Below are 22,945 nucleotides of genomic sequence, written 5' to 3'. Positions count from 1 at the left end.
TCATATACTTCATTTATTTTATTTTCTATTATTTATCAGTATTAACTTTTTCCTTTTCGTCTTTTATAAATAATAATTTACCAGATTTTAATCCCCAAATTTCATCAAGGTATGAACACACTTTTTTTGAGTGAGTTACAATGATAACACACTTGTTATGTTTATGGGCTAATGATACTAAAATATCCATTATTTTTTCTTCAGTCTCATTATCTAAATTTCCTGTTGGTTCATCGGCAATTATTATATCTGGATCATGGGCAAGTGCCCTGGCAATTCCTATACGTTGCTGTTCACCACCAGATAAATTTAAGGTTTTTCTATTAGCTGTATCAACATCAATTCCAACATCTTCTAGTAAATTATAAATATAATTATTTTCATCTTTCTTCTTTACATTACTTATATTCATAGATAATAGTATATTTTCTTTAGCTGTAGCATTTAGAAGTAAATTATATCCTTGAAATATAACCCCAATATCATTGGCTCTATATAAATCCCTATCTATTGACTTTAAGCCTTTATCTTTGTATAAAACTTCTCCCTTAGTACATGTATCAAGCCCTGATATTAATGATAATAAAGTACTTTTACCCGCTCCGGATTTTCCTATTATTCCATATACTTTTCCTTTTTCAAAGTTTATATTTATATCCTGAAAAACATCTTTCTTTCCACCTTCATATCTATAACTTACATCTTTTAAACTTAGTAAACTCATCTCTACCTAATTCCTTTCTGATAATATTTTTCTTGGTTCAAATCTCATTATATATACAATTCCAATACCAATAGATATTGCTCCAAGTAACAGTGCTATTAATATTATTCCCACAATTGCTTCACTGCTAAGATGTACATTTAAATTAGTTATTGGATCTACGTTTGAAGCTGCGCCCATTCTAAGCATCATCATTCCTCCAGATGCACTTTGATTTTGAGCCTCTATTTGAGTTTTTAAGAGAACATTTGAAATTGATTGAGCAGATAAACTAGCAATAGACAATCCTACAACTAATGAAATAGCTATTGTAGATAATGTTTCGAAGATTAAACCAAGTGCAACCTTACCTTTTTTCATTCCCATTGCTCTAAGAACACCAATTTCATATTTTCTTTCACGAATTCCTAAGATAGATATTAAAATTAAAATACTACCGCCAAAGCATAGTACTAATATCATAAACATGTTGGCTATCTTTTGTAATCCTTCAACAGGCTTAACAATTTCATCATAACTTTGAGAATCTGTTGATACATCATATAACTTATTTAATCCCAATTTATGTGCTTCTTCATTAAACTCACTTAGTAAGTCTGGATCTTTTAAGAAGAATTTTGCATTTACTGAAATTAAATCATTATTTGTTTTTACTTTGTATGCTTTTAAAGTATTGAAAGTTGTAATAATTTCATTTTTTCTATTCATCATAGGATGCTTAAAGCCATAATTTGGAGATTCAGTTCCATCATAATAAATTCCAGAAATAGTTAGTTCTAATGGATCATATTTATCAGAATCATCTGGGTTTTGAACTTTAAAAGTATCTCCTACTTTTAGATTATTTAATTTAGCAAAATCTTCACTAACTAAAGCTTCGCCATCTTTCTCTGGCATTTTACCATCAGTAACTTTCCTATCACCCTTTTTAAACTCTTCTAATCCTGCAGAATTAAGTCCTCCCATAATATTTAGATTAGACTCTTTTGCATTTTCAGATCTTCCTTTTCCCCCAGCAACAGCTACTCCATTATTACTAGAATTTTTATTATTTTTTTCATATTCATCTTGGTCTAGTGATTTTAGCTTATCACTATAACCACCGTAACTTGCAGTAAATATTGTTTCTTTTAAATATTCCGATTTAGACAATTTTTCTAGTAAATCATATTTAGGCCTAATGGATTCTACTGACTCTATACCATCTTCTTGTACTTTTTCCATAATTTTTTCTTGATCAGGCTGAATAAATACTTCTGAACCAAATCGATTTTTATAATCTTTTATGATTTCACCCGAAGTAGTATTTATAACAACCGAAATAGCTACACATGAAAGTATTGCAATCATTATAACACCAAGTAAAATATTACGCCCTTTATTCCTCGCTAAATTTTTTAGTGCATTTTTTAAAATATACATCCTTTAAACTCTCCTTTTTTCAACTTTGATTGTAAACACAGCATAACAAATTAATTGTTTACTCAATGTTAACCCTCGCACTAAGAATTAAATATAAAATAAAAATTACTTTTTATATTCAGAGAAGGATAAATAAAAACAAGATCCTTTATTTATTTCACTATCTACAATTACAAAACCATCACATAAATCACACACATGGGCCACTAAGCTTAATCCTATTCCATAACCATCTTTATTTAATTCATTAATTCTATATTTATTGTTAAATATGTTATCTATAAAATTTTTTTCCATTCCAATTCCGTTATCTTCTACTTTAATTATTACGCTATTGTATTTATTTCTTACAGATACTCTTATCATTTTATTTTCACCATACTTTACTGCATTATCAACTAAATTACTTACTGCACGATATATCCATCTTTCCTTAGCTAAAATAGTTGTATTATTTTCTTCATCAAAATCAAATTCAATATTTTTATAGTTTTTTTGATACATGTCGCAAACACTAGCACATATTAAAGAAACATCTACACTAACCATCTCATCACCAGATTTTAAATCACTTAAAGTTAATACATCGTCTATACTGTCAGCAATATTATCTATCAATTTAATATATTCTTGATTTTTGTCTATTTCTAAATTGGTTCTTAATATAGCAATAGCATTTTTTTGTTCATGGGATAAATAAGAATTTAATTTTTTATAGTCCTCTAAATTTTGTTTAAATTTTTCCTTTATATTTTCATAAGCTATTCCAAAGGTTTTGCTTACTAAGTATGGATTAAAATCATCATCAAGTTCATTTAAATTCTTCACAATATTTTCTATTTCTTTATCATGAATCTTATTTAATACTATCCATAATATTAAAGATGATAATATTAAAACAAAGAAAAATATTAAAACTATACTTAATATGTCTTTAAATCCTATCTTCAGGTAAGCTCTTCCGATTTCAGCTATATCTACTAACTTATTTATTCCTGTAATTTTATTGTTTTCAAAATTTTCATTGTACTCTTTTAAATTTAGATAACTGCCTTCTTTTAGTGCTCTATATATTAAATTTTCTTCGTTATATACAGAAGTACTAACAATAATAGCTTTGGTATTTTTTATATTTGTTTTAGTTTCTAGATTATTAAAAGATCCTTTTATTTTATATAATCCAACTCCTATAACAAGTGATAGTATTAATGAATATATTATTATAACTAGTCCACTTTTAAAGTTTACTCTACGCATAAACAATAGCCCTTTCCTCTAACATTAACTAAAACATCGTGACCTTGTACATTTTTCAATTTATTTTTTAGCCTTGATATATGTACTCTTAGTACTGATGAAAATGGATCAAAGTTTTCATCATATACATGCTCTACAATTTCCTCACTAGAAACAACTGCAGGGTGTTTATAGCAGATGTACTCTAATATATCAAACTCTTTTATTGCAAGTATTACCTCTTTCTCATCTATATACACAGTACGATTTACTGGATTAAGCTTTAAAGTTCCAATGTTTATAATTGGATTTGTTCGTCCATGGAATCTTCTTATTACTGCATGAATTCTTGCTCTAACTTCTAATAATTGAAATGGTTTTGTTATATAGTCATCTGCTCCATTATCTAATCCTATCGCTAAGTCTGATACATTATCTCTTGCTGTTATTATTATTATTGGTGTGTCTATTGATTTTTTTCTAAGGTATTTTAGTACTTCTATTCCATCAGTATCCGGTAGGTTTAAATCTAGTAATATAACATCATATTCATTAATACTTGCTTTCTCTTCTCCTTCTTCTCCTGTATTTGATATATCTACTTTAAAGTTCATATTTTCTAACCCTTTTTTCATTGAGTTTGATAGTTCTATATTATCTTCTATAACTAATAATCTCATTTTTAGCTCTCCTTATAAATCAATAAATTAAAATTTTTATATCATTATACTTTATCATATTTAATGTTTATCCAATGTTAACAGGTTATACAATATAAATAAAAAAATGTAGTTACTAAGTTTTCACACTTAATAACTACATTTCATTTAAAGAGTACTATTTTTTATCTACTTATTTTCAGCTAACACATGTTGATACGCATCAGTATCTGTGTAAATTTCATCCTTTATTGGATTAAGTTTATTTTTTCTTACCTTATTAAATTGATAAATTGCTAAAGCTGCATTCACAGCTAAAGATATTAAACTTACCACAAAGAACGCTGTCTTGTTGTGTGTTGTAGGAACTGGTGCTATCCTATCAGCAAATTGAGGAACTGTCATAACAAACATAATCCAAAGGGCTAATGTTTGAGCACGATGTTGTAACCAAGCTCCTTTTTTTATAAAGAAAGTTGGTATTGTACATGAAAGTAATAAAGCTACACCACAATAAATTGAGTGGTCTGATATACAGTTATAAGTATAAGCGAAATTCCATACATCATAAGCTATAACCCATGTCCATATCATATCTGGCCATATCATATCCTTTGTTTTATCTTTAGATATAAATATTCCATAACAACCACAAATTGTAACTATATTTAATAACCCAGCTATACCATTCATAATATTCCAAGGTCCAGATATAGTCCAAAGATTATCTACAACTCCACCATCAGTTAATCCATAAGTGAAAATTTGAAAGTCTCTAATAGAAGCTTCAAATATATTTAATGCTAAAATAATCGCCGGAAGAGCCAATGCCCATTTTTTCTTCTGTAACGATGGAATATATCTAAGAGCCATAAACCAAACACACCCAGCAAGTGCCGAATAAGTTTTAACCCAGTTAAACCAAGTTCCTGTTCCATATTCATTGCCTGGCGCTGCTGTAATTGGCCAAACAAAAATTGTTAAAAATGTAGGTACTATTATAAACAATAATACTCCCGTCCATTTTGTTGATCTTCCAAGTTCATTAAATGCCATCAATGCAAGTAATACAAATAGGAAAATTCCCCATCCTTCAAAGGTCATTTTTTCATATAAAATCCCCATAATGCACCCCTAATCTATTTTATTTTAATTTTATTTTGCAAATACGTCCTTAACTTTCTTTCCTATTATTCTACCTTTTCTTCTTATAACGTTTTTAACTACTGCTGGTTTTAAATCTTCATAAGCTACACCTTCTGCATCATATTTTCTTACTAATGATATAGCGTCAAACTTACATTTTGTAGTACATTGACCACAACCTACACACATATATTCATCTACAACAGTAGCTCCACAACCTAAACATCTTTCTGTTTCTTTTTTCATTTGTTCTTCTGTAAAAGTAAGACGCATATCTTTGAAAGATTCTTTTGCATCTGCTCCAGATTTATGATTTGGTCTTTGTCTTGGCATATTGTCATATCCTTCTAATTGTAAGCTTTTCTTATCAAATTCATGATAATCTCTTCTATCACGTCCATTTACTAAACTTTGTCCTGGCTGAACAAAACGGTGAATTGATATAGCTCCTTGCTTACCTGCTGCTATTGCATCTATTGCAAATCTAGGGCCAGTGTATGAATCTCCTCCAGCAAATATATCAGGTTCATTTGTTTGATAAGTAAATCCATCAGCTTTTATTGTATTATTAGGATTTAACTCTGCTTTACTTCCTTTAAGTAAATCACCCCAGTCAATACTTTGACCTACTGAAATTAGAACATAATCAGCATCTACTACTTTTAAATTATCTTCATCAAATACTGGAGAGAATCTTCCATTTTCATCAAATACAGAAATACATTTCTTAAATTCAACCCCTACTACTTTTCCATCTTCTACAATTATTCTATTAGGCCCCCAAGAGTTATTTATTACTATATCCTCTTCTAAAGCTTCTTCTATTTCTTCTTCCAAAGCAGGCATTTGTTCACGATTTTCTAAGCAGAACATATATACACTATCTGCACCTACTCTTGTTGCATTTCTTGCAACGTCTATCGCAACATTTCCCCCACCAATAACAACTACTTTTCCATTTAGTTTTACATCTTCACCTAAGTTAACATCACGTACAAATTCTACCCCTGGTATAACACCTTCTGCATCTTCCCCTTCTATATTTAATCTTCTACCAGCTTGTGCTCCGATTGCTAAATAGAAAGCTTTATATCCATCTTTTCTTAATTCATCTAATGTAATATCCTTACCTACTTCTATGCCTGTTTTAAACTCTACACCCATTTGTCTTAGTATTTCTATTTCAGCATTAACTACTTCTTTTTCCAATCTGAAAGAAGGAATTCCTAAAGTTAACATACCACCAAGAGCTTTTTGTTTTTCAAATACCGTTACCTTGTATCCATCTATTGATAAATAATATGCACATGAAAGTCCAGCAGGTCCTCCACCTATTATTGCAATCTTTTTACCGTAATTATGTCTTTTTTTAGGAACGAATCTATGCTCTTCTTTTAAGTCTTGTTCAGCTACAAACTTTTTAATTTCATCTATAGCTATTGGTGAATCTATATCTCCTCTTGTACATGCTGATTCACACTTTCTTGGACAGATACGACCACATATAGCTGGGAATGGATTTTCTTGTTTTATAAGTTCCAAAGCTTCTTTGTATCTTCCTTGTGAAGCAAGTTTAATGTATCCTTGAACAGCTATATGAGCAGGGCATGCAGTCTTACATGGACTTGTTCCACTTTCTACTACATCTTCTCGATTAATTCTATAATCTTCATTCCATCTCTCTGGTCCCCAATTAGTATTTCTTGGCGTTTCTTTTCTTTCTATTTTGTCTACGATAGGTTTACTAGAGCATAATTTTTGACCAAGTTTTAAAGCATTAGTTGGACAGTTAACTACACACTCTCCACAAGCAACACACTTATCTTTATCTACTTTAGATACATAGTTAGAACGTACCATATCAGTATTTGCAAACATGTTTCCACCCTTAAGTGCTAAACAAGAACATCCACAGCAATTGCATATTGCATGAGTTTTTCCTGATCCATCTAGGTTTGGTATTTGGTGCATTAACCCATTTTCTTCAGCTCTTTTTATTATTTCAAAAGCCTCTTCTCTAGTTATTTTTTTACCTCTACCTGTTCTTATGTAGTATTCAGCTGCATGGCCTAATTGAATACACATATCTTCTTTTAGATGTCCGCATCCTTCTCCCATACTTTCTCTTGCTGTACGACATGAACAATCTGATACAGAGAATTTATCACTCTCATTTAAATATTTTGATATTTCCTCATATGAAGCTCTTCTTGTTTCCCCATCTATTGCAGTTTCTATTGGAATAACACGCATAAGTCCTACACCTGGAGGAAAACTTCCTGTAGATCTTGGTCCATTTTCCACACCATAATCATGAAATGCTTTAGGAATTTGCGGATATTTTTTAGCCTGTGCCTTATTATTAACCATCATTTCCATAATTCCTGGTACCCAAGTTTCATACCAGAAAGTATCTACACCATTTATTTCATTAACGAAAACTACCCCTATTTCTGATAATTCTAATAGTAACGCTGTACACTTTTCAACACTCTTACCACATAAAGGTGCTACTTTTTCAGCTGTTGTTTTCTTTCTAATCTCCATACAAAGTAAAACTTCTGCCATTTCATCTGTTACAACTGGCTCTAAAATTCTATATCGTGCATCATTCTCACCAAAGTACCCTCTAGACCCTGGTTTCTTTCCACTAACTTGATTTGCAAATTGAAGAACCTTTTCTTTAACTGCCATCTTAATCCCCCTAAAAATTATAATTTTTATATTTTTTAATTATTCCAAGCCTTTACTTCTTCTCTTATCCAATTAGCCCATTCATCGATACCTTCCCCAGTTTTAGCTGATATCTCTATAACTTTTGCATTTGGATTTCTTTTTTTAATATGTTCTTTAACTAAATCTAAATCAAAGTCAAAATACTCTATAGCATCAATTTTGTTTATTAAAACCACATCCACTACTGAAAATATTAGTGGATATTTTAAAGGTTTATCATGTCCCTCTGGTACGCTAAGTATCATAGCATTTTTCGAAGAACCAGTATCAAATTCTGCTGGACATACTAAATTACCCACATTTTCTAATATTACAAAATCCACATCATCTGTTCCAAGTTCTACTAAACCTTGCTTAGTCATATCTGCATCTAAATGACACATTCCACCTGTATGTAACTGTATTACCTTTGCCCCTGTTTTTGAAACAGTATCAGCATCAACATCTGAATCTATATCAGCTTCCATAACCCCTATTTTCATCTCATCTTTTAAAGCTTCAATAGTTCTTAAAACTGTTGTAGTCTTCCCTGAACCAGGAGAAGACATTAAATTTAATAAAAAAGTGTTATCTTTCTTTAAGTCAGACCTAAGTAAATCTGCTTGTTCATCATTGTTCTTAAAAACACTTTCCTTTATCTCGATAACTTTATACTTTTCCATAAACTTACCCCCTAATATTTATTGATATTGTTAAAATTATTTAGTATGTTTACAATCAACCATTTTACTTTGATTAATTTTATATTATCATTTGTTAACTTTGTAACACTCCATACAGAATTAATTTCACCGAATCATATTCTGTAATTAAAATATATCACCTTTACCATATTTTGTAAATGTATACATGTCGTTTTCATTTGCTTTCTTTCACAACTTTTCATTATATATTTACTTTTTTTATGCTATACTAAATAATTATATAATTTACTGTATTCACATTGCAGTGCTATAGAAAGGTATTTGTCATGAAAAAATTAACTAATAGACAAAAACAAGCTATTGCAACCAAACTTAGAATTACACAAGTAGCAACTGAACTTTTTAAATTAAATGGATTTGATAGTGTAAAAATTCAAGATATCTGCCAAGCTGCAGAAATTTCAATAGGAGCTTTTTATCATCATTTTAAATCAAAAGCAGAAATAATCAATACGGCTTATGAGCAAGTTGATATTTTAGTATTAGATAGACTTGAAACAAAAGATTTAGATTCAAATCTTGATAAATTATTATTTTTATTAGGTGAAGGTGCTGTTGTTATGGAAGAACTTGGTTGGGTATTTGTAAGTGAAATATATAAAAATTTACTTTCAATAGAATCAAAGTATTCTACTAAGCCTGACCGTTATATAGCATTAGAAGTTAGATCAATTATAGAAGATTCACTAAAAAGTGGTGAGTTAAATAGCTCTATTTCTTCATTTGATTTGACTATGATAATTATGAGAATATCTAGAGGTACCATATTTGACTGGTGTCTTCATGAAGGAAATTATGATCTTAAATCTAGAATGGAATTTGAATTAAACTTACTTCTTTCTAATTTTAAAATTAAAAACCCAGATGAAAAATAACTAAAAAGGACTGTGAGTTTTACCTCACAGCCCTAAAAATTTATAATCATTTTCTTTTTTAATTATTCGTCGGTGAAAATACACTATCTTTTTTTTCAGATATAAATTCATCATTAAAGAAATTACTATTATTTCCTAACTCCGATTCTACTGTTTTCAATCCTTTACTTTCTATTAATGTCTTTTTGTCAGAAAATAAATTTGTACCTAATCCCAGCTTATCACCACTAATTTTGATATCCATACTAGCTAAAATAGTTGGGAACATATCAAATGGAGCAAACTCTCTATTTTTTGTGTTTTTTGTTTGTACAGGAGAGTTTAATATTAAATTAAATACGCTTCTTTTATATGATGGATCAAAATCTTTAAAGAAGTTTTTATCCATACTTAGATGATCTCCTGTTAATACAATAGTCGTATTTTCATAAAATGGTTGTTGTTGAATCCATCTTACAAATTCAACTGTCTCTTTTGTTGAATAAGAAATGACATTTGCATATTGAGAGTCATGTTTCTTTTCTGCGTTAGGTGATAAATATCCATCAGGAAAATGAGTATCAGCTGTTTCCATAGTAAAGTTAAATGGTTTACCTTCTTTAGATAATCGAGTTAATTCGTCCTTAGCGAAATCATATAATTTATCATCTTCAAATCCCCACCAAACAGCGTAATCTTGTGGAATAAGTTTTTTATTTTTAGCAGCTTTGTAATCAAATATATTAAAGTTACCATGAGTTTTAAAATAAGTTGTTAGTCCTCCAAAATCAGCATCAGCTCCGAACATTATTGTCTGATTATAACCTTGTGATTCTAGCATATCACCGATAGATATAGCTCCAGGTAAAAAACTACCAGAAGTCCCATATGAATTTCCATCCATAGGTATTTTTAAAGGAATTCCCATCCCCATATTTATCATAGATGCTACAGACCAAGATGAACCATAAGTTTGATAAGGTCCTCCTAATTTATCATTATTTGAGAAAGATACTCCTTCTTTTGACAATTCATATAATTCAGGCATTAAATTAACATCCATATTACCACCTAAATCTTTAGATAAGTAAGAATTTTCCACAGACTCTAAATAAATATGAATTAAATTTCTTTTTTTATTAGGAAATGATATTTTAGTTTTGTTAGGATCAACATAATTATCTGCTATGAATGTTGAATTAGATAAATATGCACTAAAAACTTCTTTTAAGTGCAGTTTTCCAAATCCATAACTTATACCTCCTATTAAAACTACAAATGATAATACAATAGATACCAATTTTAAATATCTTTGAGACAGCACCTTAATTTTCACATGATTTTTAACTACAAATATATCATAGTTGAAGTTTAAAACTATTAAAAATATAGTAGTTAATGTTACAGTTTTAAATATTGGATTACTTAAAATCTCTTGAGACATACCAGAAGCTGTTCCCTTAAGTGGAGATTTTAAATTGAAAAGAAATTGCTCTGGAGTAATTTCACCAAAGAAATCTACAAACCATCTTGAAAAAAATACAAATGTTACTCCAATTACAAAAAATACAACAGATATTATACTAACAACTAATACTTTTTTACTCATTTTATTAGTAATTTTCGAAAAGCTAACATTTGAATTCAATACTCCTTTTGCAAAAATAAAACAAAATCCTAAAAATAGCGTGAATGCCATGTATTTATATGGAAATGCAGTTGTAGTATACAAAACCCCTTCTAATATCTGAGGTTGATTAAATACGTATTTTACTAAATTTAATGATATTATATTAAATAATATAATAAAAAATAATAATCTTTTTATAATAGCTAAAGGTTTTTTATTATTTTCAAATAAAAAATAATCAACTAAAGATAGCAAAATACCTGGAATTAAATAACTTATTATTTGCATAAGTTCCCTCCTAATAAATATTTCATTCTGTTAACTTACTTATTTGGTTAAATAAATATTAAGATATCTAATTAACAGAACGTTAAAATTAATTTGAATCATTTACCCGCTTCTTTATATTACCATATTTTACCTTTATATTTTGTAGAATATTGTTATTTTTGTTTATTTTTTAGGTTCTTTTAGCTAATTTTACGATGTTTTTTCTTATTTAATGGTTTTTAATTTAAATATTTTCAAAAGGTAAGTTTGTACTCTAAATCTATTATTTTCCTCCAAAAAACAGAAAAAAAGAGCTTTTCATGTTTTTACACCAAAGTGCACAACCATCCAAGCTCTTTCCATAATTATATTTTTTTAATATTTATTTATCCTTCAACAGCTTCCAAAGCATTATTCTGTTTCTCGCTTATACGCAATACGATATTGTCTGGGTCAACTTGTAATTCAATTTTGTCACTCTGTAGTTCAGGAATTTCTCCAACAGTTATAACATTACCTGCCTTCATTCCATCAACGTCAATAGTTATAGTATCAATCATATATTTAGGTAAAGATGTATATGGAATTTCAAGCTGCATTTTCTCCACTACCCCTTGGATTTTCGCATCATTGACAACAATAATATGAATTACACTGTTTACTTTTTCATTTGCACTTAATGCTTGAAAACTGATATTTAAAATTTCATCGTTCACTCTATTCAGTGATTTTTCCTTGATTTGTACCAGCATTGTTTGTCCTTCAATATTCATCACCACTTTACTACCTTCACGATTTAGGCGAATCAATCTGCGTGCAACAGATTCTTCCATTTGAATAGATATTGGATCTTGCAAAGATTTCCCGAATACATTTCCAGGAACCAACCCGAGTCGTCTCATTTTTTTTGCCTTTAAATTAAAATTACGTTTCTGAACATTAATAGTTTCCATTTTGTTTCCTCCTAATTATTTTATAATATATGCCTAATTGCAACGCAGTACGTTGCAATGAAACAATCGATAGAAGTTATATTATTTAAACTAGACTGTCAAAAGTACTTCAAAGTAAAAGTCTTAATTTTTTTTGAACCCTAATAAAAAAGAAAGACTCTTCATACAACGCAATAAGCGCGATACTAAAAGCCCTTCTCTAAAGACGGTTCTTTTTTATTTGTAATTTTAATTATAGTATATAGCAGTTACAATCGAAAATCAAGGCAACCATTTTCCTAATCATGTATACTTTTCTTGAAATTACATATAAATTCCCTTGTAATAAAAAAAGTATTGATTAAAAAATCAATACCTTTTTCATAAATTTCAATGGTGTAGACTAATCATATTTAGATTCAAATTACCTTGCCAACCACATTTTAATTTTTACTTTTATTTTTATTTGTAAATTTAGCTTTTGTTTTATTACCGTTATTTCTGCTAGATCTTTTTCTGCCTCTATTGTTCTTATTCGCTGATACAGTTATATCCTCTGCACTAGATGCAAAGCTGTGATTCTCTACAACTTCAATCTTTTTGTTTATAAGTTTTTCTATAGCCTTATAAAGATCTCTTTCTTCCATTGCACAAAATGCTGTTGCTCTACCACTTCTTCCCGCTCTTCCTGTTCTTCCGATTCTATGAACATAAGTCTCTGCAACTTCTGGTAAATCATAATTTATTACATATGGTAGGTCATCAATATCAATCCCTCTTGCAGCTATATCAGTTGCTACCAGTACTCTAATCTTACCTTCTTTAAAATCATTTAATGCTAGCTGTCTTGCATTTTGTGACTTATTTCCATGTATTGCAGCAGCACTTATTGATGATGATATTAACTGTTGTGTTATTTTATTTGCTCCATGTTTTGTTCTTGAAAATACAAGTACAGATTCTTTTGGGTTACTTTTTAATAACTCTATAAGTAAGTTTGTCTTTTGCTTTTTACTTACAAAGTAAATATTTTGGTCAACCATCTCAGTTGTTGATGAAACTGGTGCAACCTCTACTCTAACTGGATTTTTAAATATTGAATCTGCTAATTTTGATATTTCTTTTGGCATAGTAGCTGAGAAGAATATATTTTGTCTAACCTTTGGAAGATAGCTCATTATTCTTTTTACATCATGTATCATACCCATATCTAACATGCTGTCAGCTTCATCTAAAACAAAGTGTTTAACATCATTTAATTTCAAGAATTTTTGATTATATAAATCAAGCATCCTACCTGGAGTTGCTATTAATATATCTACACCTTGCTTTAATGCTTTAGTTTGAGGATTTTGAGATACGCCTCCAAATATAACTAAACTTTTTATATTTGTATGTCTTGCATAAGCTGCAAAGTTTTCTTCTATTTGTATTGCTAATTCTCTTGTAGGTGCTAGTATTACCGCTTTTATCGTTCTTTTACCTTTTAGTGATTTTTTATCATTATATATTTGTTGTATTATAGGAATTGCAAAAGATGCTGTTTTACCAGTACCTGTCTGTGCACATCCTAATAAATCTCTACCTTCTAATAATGGTGTTATTGACTTTGATTGTATTGGTGTTGGGTTTAAATATCCTTCTTCCTTTAGTGCTTTTTGTATTGGTTTAATTATGTCTAAATCTGTAAATAGCATTTATATCTCCTTTTTGTTTCCTTTTATATTAATCTACATTGTTTACAAAATAAAATAAACACTTCCTATGCCATTTAATATCTAAACATAAAAAGTGCTTATCTTTTCTATTATACATCATATCTTTTAAAATAACGATATATATATTTACCATTTGCTACTTAATTTTTAATTATTTTAGTTTATTTTCTAAATTTTTTCTTCTGTTATCTAATGGATTTAAGTTTATATGATGAACTCTTTCTTCTTCACTAGGTTTCATTATTACATCTTCCATATATACCTTACCACTTGGAATATGTGCTATTACGCTAGGTTGTTTATGACCTTTTGAATATATCCATGTATACTTCTTATTTACCACTCTATCTAAATCTTTAACTGATACTAATGCCTTTGCTTGTGGCTTTCCATATCTATCTTTTAGTATTATAGCTACTGTTTCATCGTCTATATTCTCATATTCATTTTTTTCTCTTCGATTAACAATCTCTAAATTAGATTTTCTATTATCTAGTGTATCTCCATTTATATGTCTAATTGGAGCTGATGATTGAGTATCTAATATTACTGATTGGATATTTCTTTTAGTGCTCTTAACTTTTTTATTTTCTTTAGTTGTAGTTATATTTTGAACTAAATAACTATTAAAGTCTTTATGCCATTCAGCAAACCAAACTCCCATAGCTTGTACCTTTTCTAAATCTTCTGTATCTATTTTAGCTATAAGTTCAGAACCATTCTTTTTAAGTATTGTTATGTTAGTAACTGAACCTTGACTCTCATAATTATTTTTTGTTGTTTTGTAATTATTTATGATAATCACCTCTATCTTTAAATTAGTGTTATTTAAGTTTAACAGAATTTATTGATAAAAGCTAATAAGTTTTTTTATATCAATTAATACATACTTAGTATCTTATATATTTATTTTACTTTTATATATTGTAAATTGTTTTATTTACTTATAATTGTATATGTATTCATAGAATTTAATGGTACTGTATTTAAATATGTCTCTCCTGTCTTATTAAAGAAAACTGCATATGTTATACCATTATTACTTCCATCTCTTACACCTTGAACTTGTATAACTCCTTTATCTGGGACACTTATTTTAACTGGCTTATGTCTAATTGAAAAAGGAGCTCCTTGTGCTACTCCATCAATAAACACTTGAACATAGTCATTATCTTCTACTTGTGAAAAGTTCCATATCGATATTTCTAAGTTTCCAACCCCTCCTGCAATTTCTAATGTTGCATTCTTAGGTTCAAGTTTTAAATCTTTTTTACTTAGTAAATCACCTTCAACTACATTTTCAATAGCCCCTGAAGTTAAGTTATCTCTAAATGCCTCCTTTGGAGTATGGGAAAACATAACATAAAATATAAAAATTACTAAAAACAGTCCTCCTACAACTTTTCTAAACTTTTTCATAGAAGGGTTTATATAATCATCTTTCTCTTCCTCATCTTCAAACCTTTTATACGAACTTTCATCAATATCCTCTTGTGCACCTTCAGAGTTTTTATTTTCTTTATATAAATTTATGTCAGATTGATTTTCTAACTCAATTTTATTATTCTCTTTAAATCTTTTCATAATATCCTCCGTTAACTAAGTTCTTCATTATAGTTTTGCATTTTTTCCTCGCTCTCTAGCATAGTTTCTGAAAGAGGCTTTTTCTTATAATACATCGATATAAATACTCTCCAAAGTATTAATGAAATTACAAAAGATACTATTCCAAAAATTTTTCTACCTGGAGTTAATTCCATGTAACTCCAGTTTAATATTTCAGCTCCTATACCAATAAACATATTCGATATTGTAAGATACTTAAGGGCTTCAAATAATGATGGGAAAATACTATAAATCCTCCTTAAAGCTCTAAATCTTAATGATATATACATAAGCATTGTAATTGCTATAAGTAAAGTTATATATTCTCCATAAACTGTAAACCCAGTACTTATTATTTTATAAGCATCTATAATAGTCATAATCGGAAATAATATAGATATAAGTACAAGTAAAGGCATACATAATATACCATATGCCAGTGTTATAATATTGCTTATTATATTTGATATAAATTTCATACTATCACCTCTTTATCTATAAATTAACCTTTGATACATCACACGCTTCAATAGTGATAAGATGCTCTTTAGTTAGGTTATCAATCTTTTCAAGTCTAACAGCTTGGTTTCTTACTGCTTTTTCAAACATATTTCTAACATATCTACCATTTCCAAAATCAGATACCTTACATGCTTCTTCAAATATATCTTTAATTTTCAATTTAGATTCTTCAGTAAGTACATACCCTTTTCCTTTAAATAATTTGTCTGCAATAATTGACAAATCACTAACTGAATAATCTTTAAATTCTATAATATTTGCAAATCTAGACTTTAATCCTGGATTAGTATCTAAGAACTTATCCATGTCATCACTATATCCTGCTAATATCACTAATAAGTTATCTCTATTATCGTCCATTCCTTTTACTAACGTGTCTATAGCTTCTTTACCAAATCCACTACCACTTCCGGCATCTTGAGCTAGTGCATAAGCTTCATCTATAAATAATATTCCTCCAAGGGCTGACTCTAATTTTTCTTTAGTTTTTATAGCTGTTTGGCCAACATATCCTGCAACCAATCCACTTCTATCTGTTTCTATAAATGTCTGACTACTTAACACACCAATATTATGTAAAACTTCACCAACAATTCTAGCCATAGTAGTTTTACCTGTTCCTGGATTTCCTTTAAATATCATATGAAGTGTTTGTGATTCATCTACAGGTAAACCTAAAGTTTTTCTTTGCTCTCTTATTTTTAATTGTGCTTGTAAACTTTTTATAAATTCTTTAACTTCTTCAAGTCCTACAACCTCATTCAATTTTGAGTCTAAATCAAATGTTTCTTTCGATTTATCATAAACATCAAAATCTTCTTCAGCTAATAATACTACAGAATTTTCATCGATCACATCAATGTCTGCTATCCTTGTTGATTGATTTCTTATTGTCCTTTCAATAATATTTCTTACCATTCTTCCATTACCAGAGTTCTGTCCACTCTTTTGTTTTTCTTTTCTTATAGCTAATTCAAGTTCATCTTCTGAATTTCCAGCTAATATAAATCCTTTATTATGTATCATTTTTTTACCTATTTCAATTAATTCATCTATTTCATAATCCTTAAAGTTAACGCTCATCGGGAATCTAGATCTAAGACCTGAGTTAGTATTTAAGAAATCTTTCATCTCTTTATCGTAACCAGCAAGTATTACAACTATATCTTCTCTAAAATCTTCTATCAGCTTTACTAAAGTATCAACAGCTTCTTTACCTAAAGGATCATTTTCAGATGACATTAATGCATATGCCTCATCTATAAATAAAACACCTCCTAATGCTGACTTAAATACTTCTGTTGTTTTTTTACTAGTCTCTCCTGCATATTGACCTACTAAAGAGTTTCTATCTACTTCTATAACTTGCCCAGACTTTAATATTCCCATTTTACTCATAAGGTTTCCTATAAGTCTTGCAACTGTAGTTTTACCCGTTCCTGGATTTCCCGTAAATATCATATTAAGAGATTGAGATGATTCTACACTTACTCCAAGCTGCTTTCTTTTTTCTTTTGCAATCAGTTGCTTTTCTAAATCTCTAACAAATTGTTTTACATCTTCTAATCCAACAATATTATTTAACTCTTCTTCAATGTTAAATTCTTCTTTTTTATCTAATCCAAAATCACTTTCTGTTAGATTATTTATTTCTTCATTACTTATATCATTTTCGTCTAATTTAGCTAATCTATTAGATTGATTAGTTATAGCCTGTTCTATTATGTTTCTAGCTAATCTTCCGTTACCACTATCATTTTTACCTTTTATTTGCTTACCTTCAAACAGTTCTAATAAACTCTCATCTAAATTTTCATCTATTATGTATCCATTTGAATTTGCAATAACTCTTGATATATCTAATAATTCCCTTGGTGAATAATCTTCAAATTCAATATTATAGTTAAATCTAGATTTAAGACCACTATTTGTTTTTAAGAAATCTTCCATTTCTTCACTATATCCAGCTAATATAACAACTAAATTATCTCTATTATCCTCAACAGCTTTTACAATTGTATCTACTGCCTCTATTCCAAAAATATCATTTTCATCTCTAGCAATAGCATAAGCTTCATCTATAAATAAAACTCCTCCCATAGCTGAGTTTACCTTACTCATTGTTTTTTGAGCTGTTTCTCCAACATATTGACCTACTAAATCATTTCTAGAAACTTCAACTAAATGACCACTTGATAAATATCCAAATGCTTTTAGGTATTTAGCCATTATCCTAGCCATTGTAGTTTTACCCGTTCCTGGATTTCCAGTAAATATCATGTGCAAAGATAATTTAGCTTCTTTCGACCCTTTACTTTTTCTTAAATTTTGAACTTTTATATTATCATCTAATTTCTTTATAAATTCTTTTACAGTTGATAATCCTATTATATTCTCAAGTTCTTTATTTAAATCTTCGATACTATCATTATCATTGGTTTTAATTACAGAATATAAATTTATTGATTCTACTTCATTGGCTATTGTTAAAGAATTATTCTCTTCTTTTATCTTATATATATAATCGGTACTTATTTTTCCTGTTAACTCTAATTCAACTATCGGAGTGTATATGTAGTTTTTAATATATTCTTCTAAGCCATGTGCTCCTATGTTTTTGTCAAAGTTGTTTAGTACGTGATTTAAAACCATTTCATCAAATTCTATATTTATTTGAAGATTGTTATTTATTTTTGTTTGATAATCATTTAATATAAATTTGCATATTAATGATAAACTTTCCTCATTAATATTTATTGTATTTATTATGTCATTTACTTTTTTCATAAAATTATTAGAAAATGCACTTCTTATATCTTCTTCTGTCTTTTCAGTTATAAATACTAAGTATTTTCCATTAACTAATATTTCATCCGTAGTATTTAAGGCAAGATTACCCTTACCTGTAACATCTACCATTTGACCTAATTGTTCTATGTATCTTCTATTTAATTTAAGTTTTTCATCTACAACAAGTTTTGTAAGTAAATCTAAAGCACTTTGATGGCACTTTTCAAAGTTATCAAATACAATAATCTGCTCACTACTATATAAAGCATTATATAAATCCGATAAAAACAGATTATCTGAATCACTTTCAAGTTTGTACTTAGCTAAATCTATAGAATGTATTCCACTTTTTTTAATGAGTTTATTTTCTTTTAAAAATCTACCTATTGCCTTAACTGATAAATGTCTTCCTGAACCAGTGGGACCTGTTATAAATATTGTATTTTTCACACCATCTTCTTTTCCATACGCAAACGGTCTTTTAAAAGCAATTATTAATTTAGAGATATAATCATTTTGGCCAAGAACATACTCTGAAAGTGTGCTCTCAATTGAATTAAAGATTGTATCTAACTCTTGTTTTTTTGTAATAGTATTTAATTTTACATTATTGCTAGTTGCTGTTTGATTAATTAAAGGCTTAGTAGGTTTACTTGGTATACTTTGAGCTGAATCAAAATTAGTAATATTTGATGTGCTAGATTTATCCTTATTACTTATTTTGTTTTTCATATTAATATTTGTTTTTTTTAATGTTCTTTTATTTTTTTTGAAATGATCTTTATCTATTATTCCAACCTCTTTTATATGATCTATAACTTGAATTTCAGGAAATAAAATTCTTAATAGTTTAGATTTAGGCATGTTTGAATTTCCCCCTCAATTTTATTGTTTTAAAGTTTCCTAATATATTTTACCATAAGTTTCCATATTAAATGTTATTTTATCATTTATATTAATTTTATAATATTTAAATAAGCAATTGCTACCAATTTAATCAATTTTAGATTTAGGCATATTTATATATTAATTTGACCTGTACCCTAATATAAAAAAATAAAAAACCACATTGATAGTTACATCAATGTGGTTTTTTGGGTTTCAATGGTGTAGATGATTCTCAAAAACCATAGCCACGAGTAAGTTTTTATAATTTTCTTTATTAAAATATTTATTTTATCACTGTTTAATATCTTAATAATGGCTGTGTACTACATCTAAATGATCCGCCTAAACTTCTTGAAATTTCAAAATCAATATATTCAACAGTTACACCCTTACTAACTAACTGCTTTCCTATATATTCAAATTCTGGATCTAAAATATATACTGAATCATTAATTGGTAATCCATTCACAGCTAATCTTGATACATCATTATAAGGCACTGATATCTTATCCCAATTCTTTAACTCCTCTGGAATACCATTTACTAAAGCTTCCTCACATACAATTATTAATCCATCTCTTACTAAGCTTAATGCACAATCTAAGTGTAGCACATTATTTTTTAATGGTACTTGGACTACATTATAACCAAAATGTCCTAAAAATGACTTTAACCATATATATCCATTGTCATTCGATGCTTGTCCTGAATTCCCTACAAAAACTGTTTTATCAAGGACTAAAACATCCCCACCTTCTAAAAATGGTCCTACTTCTGAATTTAAGCCTTCTGAAGTATCTACCATAGGTAATGATACATACATAGCATTACTAGAATATGCAATACTTTCTAAAATTCTACGTATAGGTAAAATTTCTTTCCTTCTATGATGATATCGTAGCGATCCCTCTATTATATTGTTTCCTATTGTAAAGAATGGATCTCTAACAAAAAAGTTGCTACATCCATACTCTTTACCCGTTTCTTTTTCATAATCTGTTAACAAACGAGGTCTAACAATTTCAACCCCGTATTTCTCTAATACTTGTTTTAGATTTTCTCTTTCTTGTTTCCATTTAATTTGTCTTTCTGGAAATGCCTCCTCATAACTTTTTCCATCTACATCTTTATACATTTGCAAAGCTTCTTCCTCTAATACTTCTCCTACATCATTGCCTATAGTATTTATAGGAAATATAAATTCAGATTGTGTTAAAACAACTTTCTTTAAAGGTGCAAACTCACTTTTTACCATAACTGTTTCTTTCTTCATGTAAATCTCCTTTAAGTTCTATATATTTTGTAGCTATGTTACTATTTGCTTTATCCATTTGAATAAAATTTTTTCACTCTGATATTTCATTTTTAACTACCTTACTTACAAAATAATAAACCTTCCAGTTAGGTTAGAGTCAATGCTATTTATTTTTTAATATATCTAATTTTATTAAACTTCTCTCTTTTAAGTTTTCATCCATTTTACCAATAATCCATGTTTCATTAAAATCACCAACTACCTCAATATTATTTTCAGTTATATAATCTAACAACATTCTATAATATATAATTGAGTCACTTGGCCCACCCTCATATATTATGGTTACATAATCACCTTCTTCTAAATACCTTATATCTTTATCTTGATTGATAAAAACTTTAAATCCTTTATATATAATTTTATCTTCTTCTTTAAACTCTTTATATGATACGGTTGCTCCTAATAGCTCAGAAGTTCTTTCTATATTTTTGTCTAAATCAAACATCACATTTCTTAAATTTAAATCTAGTTCTTGAGGGTTATATGATATCACATCATATTTTAGATAACCTCGTTTTTCATTATGTTTGATAAATACTTTATTAAGTCCATATTCAATATTTTGAGATATTTCTTTATCTAAATAGTCTAGATAGTTTTTTATTAACAATAGCTCTTTTATTTTTGCTTCTACTACTTTTGATTGATTTCTTATATTCTCTACCATAAACTCTAAATCAGTCTGTGAGCTCAAAATTTGTTTTATTAATTCTAGTGACATTCCTGTAGATTTAAACAATTTTATTAAATCTATTGTTGTTAATTGTTCTATAGAATAATATCTATATTTATTTTCTTTATTTACATATTTAGGCTTCAGTATCCCAATTTCATCATAGTATCTAAGTGTTTTTAATGAAACATTAGATAATTTGGATATTTCCCCTATTGTAAAATAACTTGCCATAATAATCTCCTTTTATAGTCTTTGTATTTTTACGGAATTCTATTAATGTATTCAATGCGATTAAAAAATTTTAAAAAAGCTGTTCTATCAACTTATTCTAATATAAATTTGTAATAACTACATCTTCAAAATTATTTTCATTTGATTCTTTATTTATTTTAATAACTATTCTTAAACAAACTTTCATAATTGTGCTATTCTATATAGCATGAACATACAAAAAAACACATTGATAAAATTATCAATGTGTTTTCGTAGATTTCAATGGTGGAGACGATTCGTAACTATTAGTATCCTCGACTCTTTAATTTTATATTTAAATAGTCATATCCCTATTCCTATAAACCTTCTAATAATTCTTTAAACCATCGAATATTTACTAAATGATGAGAACGTGAATTTTCCATCATCTTTCTAAAATAAGTACGAATAGTATTATTATCTTCAAGAGATTTTTCTAATAAGAAAATTTTCTTATTAGTTTGTTCTATTTGTATTTCTATCAGCTTTTTCAGCTCATCGCTTTCATACTCATCAGCAAATAACATCGCTGAATAAAAAGATAAATTCACATACTCTGTTTTAGAGCCATACTTATACATCAATTTTTCAAATTCTTTATTTCCTAGTTCAGTGATAATATAATTATGTGTCTCTCTAGTATTATCTGATTGGTCAACCCTTTTAATACATTTCTTTTCTTCTAATTTTTGAAGATTATAATAAAATGATCCTTTAGTAAAATTAACTATATATTTATAGTGCCTTTCTTCCATTAATGCTAATAATTCATATCCATAAGAGCCTGGATTTTGTTTTAATAAACCTAAAATTAATAGTGGTATCAAAAAGACATCTCCTTTGTATTTTTCAAATTTATATTA

General features: G+C 28.3%; 18 protein-coding genes. 1 reads left to right on the top strand and 17 read right to left on the bottom strand.

Annotated elements, in window-relative coordinates:
* Positions 1 to 28 precede the first annotated feature (28 nt).
* From GFJ41_RS08420 to hypB, 7 genes are all read right to left on the bottom strand, one after another.
* The gene (locus GFJ41_RS08420; protein WP_170075091.1) at positions 29 to 724 is read right to left on the bottom strand and encodes an ABC transporter ATP-binding protein; all 696 of its coding nucleotides are present in this window, start codon (positions 722 to 724) and stop codon (positions 29 to 31) included.
* Positions 725 to 730: 6 nt separating this feature from the next.
* Positions 731 to 2,146 (bottom strand): ABC transporter permease, encoded by a 1,416-nt coding sequence (locus tag GFJ41_RS08415; RefSeq protein WP_035117060.1) that lies wholly within the window; start codon positions 2,144 to 2,146, stop codon positions 731 to 733.
* A gap of 105 nt (positions 2,147 to 2,251) precedes the next feature.
* Positions 2,252 to 3,403, bottom strand: coding sequence for a sensor histidine kinase (locus GFJ41_RS08410; RefSeq protein ID WP_035117203.1), 1,152 nt, complete (start codon positions 3,401 to 3,403; stop codon positions 2,252 to 2,254).
* Positions 3,391 to 4,062: a response regulator transcription factor gene (locus GFJ41_RS08405; RefSeq protein WP_035117061.1), complete on the bottom strand. Its 672-nt coding sequence runs from the start codon at positions 4,060 to 4,062 to the stop codon at positions 3,391 to 3,393. The genes GFJ41_RS08410 and GFJ41_RS08405 overlap by 13 nt, the downstream gene beginning before the upstream one ends.
* A 168-nt stretch (positions 4,063 to 4,230) precedes the next feature.
* A complete protein-coding gene (locus GFJ41_RS08400) occupies positions 4,231 to 5,166 on the bottom strand; it encodes a DUF5692 family protein (RefSeq protein ID WP_035117062.1) in 936 nt (311 codons plus the stop codon).
* Between the two features lie 30 nt (positions 5,167 to 5,196).
* Positions 5,197 to 7,881: an FAD-dependent oxidoreductase gene (locus tag GFJ41_RS08395; RefSeq protein WP_035117063.1), complete on the bottom strand. Its 2,685-nt coding sequence runs from the start codon at positions 7,879 to 7,881 to the stop codon at positions 5,197 to 5,199.
* A 35-nt stretch (positions 7,882 to 7,916) separates the two neighbouring features.
* Positions 7,917 to 8,585, bottom strand: coding sequence for a hydrogenase nickel incorporation protein HypB (hypB, locus tag GFJ41_RS08390; RefSeq protein WP_035117064.1), 669 nt, complete (start codon positions 8,583 to 8,585; stop codon positions 7,917 to 7,919).
* Between the two features lie 308 nt (positions 8,586 to 8,893).
* On the opposite strand from hypB, the gene GFJ41_RS08385 reads away from it, so the two are divergent.
* Positions 8,894 to 9,502: a TetR/AcrR family transcriptional regulator gene (locus GFJ41_RS08385; RefSeq protein WP_035117065.1), complete on the top strand. Its 609-nt coding sequence runs from the start codon at positions 8,894 to 8,896 to the stop codon at positions 9,500 to 9,502.
* 58 nt (positions 9,503 to 9,560) lie between these two features.
* Here the strand turns inward: GFJ41_RS08385 and GFJ41_RS08380 are convergent, their stop codons facing one another.
* The 10 genes from GFJ41_RS08380 to GFJ41_RS08335 all read right to left on the bottom strand — a co-directional run bounded on the left by GFJ41_RS08380 (position 9,561) and on the right by GFJ41_RS08335 (position 22,909).
* Positions 9,561 to 11,399 carry an LTA synthase family protein gene (locus tag GFJ41_RS08380; protein ID WP_035117066.1) on the bottom strand — a complete coding sequence of 613 codons (1,839 nt, stop codon included), beginning with the start codon at positions 11,397 to 11,399 and terminating at the stop codon, positions 9,561 to 9,563.
* 368 nt (positions 11,400 to 11,767) lie between these two features.
* Positions 11,768 to 12,334: a 50S ribosomal protein L25/general stress protein Ctc gene (locus tag GFJ41_RS08375; protein WP_170075090.1), complete on the bottom strand. Its 567-nt coding sequence runs from the start codon at positions 12,332 to 12,334 to the stop codon at positions 11,768 to 11,770.
* Positions 12,335 to 12,756: 422 nt separating this feature from the next.
* Positions 12,757 to 14,010 carry a DEAD/DEAH box helicase gene (locus GFJ41_RS08370; protein ID WP_035117067.1) on the bottom strand — a complete coding sequence of 418 codons (1,254 nt, stop codon included), beginning with the start codon at positions 14,008 to 14,010 and terminating at the stop codon, positions 12,757 to 12,759.
* A gap of 172 nt (positions 14,011 to 14,182) precedes the next feature.
* The gene (locus GFJ41_RS08365; protein ID WP_021434070.1) at positions 14,183 to 14,836 is read right to left on the bottom strand and encodes an HNH endonuclease family protein; all 654 of its coding nucleotides are present in this window, start codon (positions 14,834 to 14,836) and stop codon (positions 14,183 to 14,185) included.
* Positions 14,837 to 14,967: 131 nt separating this feature from the next.
* Complete coding sequence (locus GFJ41_RS08360; protein ID WP_170075089.1) at positions 14,968 to 15,615, bottom strand: hypothetical protein; 648 nt, start codon at positions 15,613 to 15,615, stop codon at positions 14,968 to 14,970.
* Between the two features lie 11 nt (positions 15,616 to 15,626).
* Entirely contained in the window at positions 15,627 to 16,115 is a 489-nt protein-coding gene (locus tag GFJ41_RS08355; RefSeq protein ID WP_021430251.1) for a hypothetical protein, read from the bottom strand.
* Between the two features lie 16 nt (positions 16,116 to 16,131).
* Positions 16,132 to 19,812, bottom strand: a complete 3,681-nt coding sequence (locus GFJ41_RS08350; RefSeq protein WP_170075088.1) for an AAA family ATPase — start codon at positions 19,810 to 19,812, stop codon at positions 16,132 to 16,134.
* 322 nt (positions 19,813 to 20,134) lie between these two features.
* Positions 20,135 to 21,109 (bottom strand): dimethylarginine dimethylaminohydrolase family protein, encoded by a 975-nt coding sequence (locus GFJ41_RS08345; protein ID WP_170075087.1) that lies wholly within the window; start codon positions 21,107 to 21,109, stop codon positions 20,135 to 20,137.
* A gap of 145 nt (positions 21,110 to 21,254) precedes the next feature.
* Positions 21,255 to 22,061, bottom strand: coding sequence for a MerR family transcriptional regulator (locus tag GFJ41_RS08340; RefSeq protein ID WP_170075086.1), 807 nt, complete (start codon positions 22,059 to 22,061; stop codon positions 21,255 to 21,257).
* A gap of 338 nt (positions 22,062 to 22,399) precedes the next feature.
* Positions 22,400 to 22,909, bottom strand: coding sequence for a PadR family transcriptional regulator (locus GFJ41_RS08335; RefSeq protein ID WP_170075085.1), 510 nt, complete (start codon positions 22,907 to 22,909; stop codon positions 22,400 to 22,402).
* Positions 22,910 to 22,945: the final 36 nt, after the last annotated feature.

This window comes from Paraclostridium dentum (assembly GCF_012922555.1).
Lineage (GTDB): Bacteria > Bacillota > Clostridia > Peptostreptococcales > Peptostreptococcaceae > Paraclostridium > Paraclostridium dentum.
This window is presented reverse-complemented; position numbering and strand designations above follow the sequence as displayed.